The organism is Streptomyces sp. NPDC036822, from assembly GCF_055609145.1.
This window is the reverse complement of record NZ_JBVJPY010000061.1, coordinates 1-2012: the sequence shown is the minus strand read 5'-3', so window position 1 is coordinate 2012 and position 2012 is coordinate 1. Positions and strand designations below refer to the sequence as shown.

At 74.5% G+C, this 2012-nt stretch carries 1 protein-coding gene; it reads right to left on the bottom strand.

What is annotated here, in order from left to right; translation table 11 throughout:
* The coding region (locus ACZ68P_RS36170) for a condensation domain-containing protein (RefSeq protein ID WP_471013616.1) at positions 1 to 1919 on the bottom strand (1919 nt) is incomplete at its 3' end.
* Positions 1920 to 2012: the final 93 nt, after the last annotated feature.

Genomic DNA, 2012 nt, shown 5'->3' with positions numbered 1-2012 from the left:
CGGGCCTGTTCCTCGAACCGTACGGTCAGCGGCCTGTCGTCCACCGCGACCCGCGTGCCCGGCCACGCCTCCAGCACCCGCCGCCGCTCGTCGTCCGCCATCGGCTCCAGCTCGGACAGCCGCGTACGGGGAGCCGACACGGCCTGCTCCAGGGTGCGGCGGAGCATCGCGGTCATCCGCTCCACGGTGGCCCGCTCGAAGACGTCCTCGCTGTAGAGCACCGTTCCCGCCAGCCCGGCCGCTCCCGGGCCGCCGACGCCGGCACCGGTGTGCAGCAGGAACTCCAGGTCGAACTTGACGGCCCCCGTCACCACCGGCTCGGCCGCCCCCGTCCGCACTCCGGGGAACTCCGGCGCGGGCGCCGGGCCCCGCTCCACGGCCAGGCACACCTGGAACAGCGGATGACGGGCCAGCGAGCGCACCGGATTGACGGCCTCCAGGACGAGGTCGAAGGGCGCGTCCTGGTGGGCGAAGGCGTCGAGGTCCGTGGCCCGCACCCGGTGCAGCAGCTCCCGGAACTCCGGATCGCCCGACGTGTCCGTACGCAGCACCAGCGTGTTGACGAAGAACCCCACCAGCCCGGCCAGGCCCTCCTCCGAGCGTCCCGACACGGGCGATCCGAGCGGGATGTCCGTGCCCGCGCCGAGCCGGGACAGGGTGGTCGCGAGCGCCGCCTGCACGACCATGAAGGGGGTGCACCGCTCCGCCCGCGCCAACTCCGCGACCGCTCGGCCGAGTTCCGGCCCGTAGTCCACCTCCACCGCCCCGCCGCGCTGCCCGGCCACCGGCGGACGCGGCCGGTCGTGCACCAGCCTCAGCTCCTCGGGGAGCCCGGCGAGAGCCTTACGCCAGTACGCCAGCTGTTCGTCCAGGACCGGCCCGGCGACCGCGGAGCGCTCCCACAGCGCGTGGTCGGTGTACGAGACCGGCAGCGACGGCCAGGCGGGGCGGCGGCCGTCCCGCCGCGCCGCGTAGGCCTCGGACAGGTCCGCGAACAGCGGCCGCAACGACTGCCCGTCCGTGGCGATGTGGTGCAGCAGCACCAGCAGCACCGCCGACTCGGGACCGGAACGCACCAGGGTCACCCGCAGCGGTGTCTCGGCCGCGAGGTCGAAGACGTGCCCCGCCACCGCCCGCACCTCCGCTTCCACCTCCTCCGGAGCGACCTCACGAACCGCGAAAGGCACCTCGCCGACCGGGTCCACCACCTGGTGGGGCTCGCCGCCGGCCACGGCGATCCGGGTCCGCAGCGGTTCGTGGCGGTCCGCCAGGTCATGGAACGCGGCGCGCAGCGCGCTCACGTCCAGCGGCCCGTCCAGGCGGACCGCCATCGGCACGTTGTAGGCGGTGCCCCCTGCTTCCAGCCCGTTCACCAGCCACAACCGCTGCTGGGCGAAAGACAGCGGCATGCGCTCCGGGCGCTGTCGCGGAGGCGTCCGTGGCGGCAGCGCCGGGCGCCGCCCGGTCACGTCGGCGAGATGCGCGGCCAGCCGGGCCGGGGTGGAGTGCCGGAACACCTCGCGCAGGCCCAGCCGGGCGTCCAACGCCGAGGCGAGCCGGTTCGCGAGCCGCGCGGCGAGCAGCGAATGCCCGCCGAGCTCGAAGAAGTCGGCGTCCGCCGACGGCGGTCCTTCGACGCCCAGGACCTCGGCGAACTCGGCGCAGACGATCTCCTCCAGCGGAGTACGGGGCGGCCGGCCGCCGTCCCCGGCCACCGGGGCGGTGGGTTCCGGAAGGGCCCGTTTGTCGATCTTGCCGTTGGGGGTGAGGGGGAGCCGGTCGAGGGGGACGACGAAGGCGGGGACCATGTGGTCCGGCAGCCGTTCGCGCAGCCAGGCCCGCACCGCGCCCGGCTCCGGCGCCGGCCCCTCCGGCGCGGCCGTCACGTACGCCGTCAGCCGCCCCTCTCCGTACGTCACGGTGGCTTGGGTGAGGTGGGGGTGGGTGGTGAGGAGGGTTTCGATTTCGGTGGGTTCGACGCGGAAGCCGCGGATTTTGATTTGTGTGTCGGT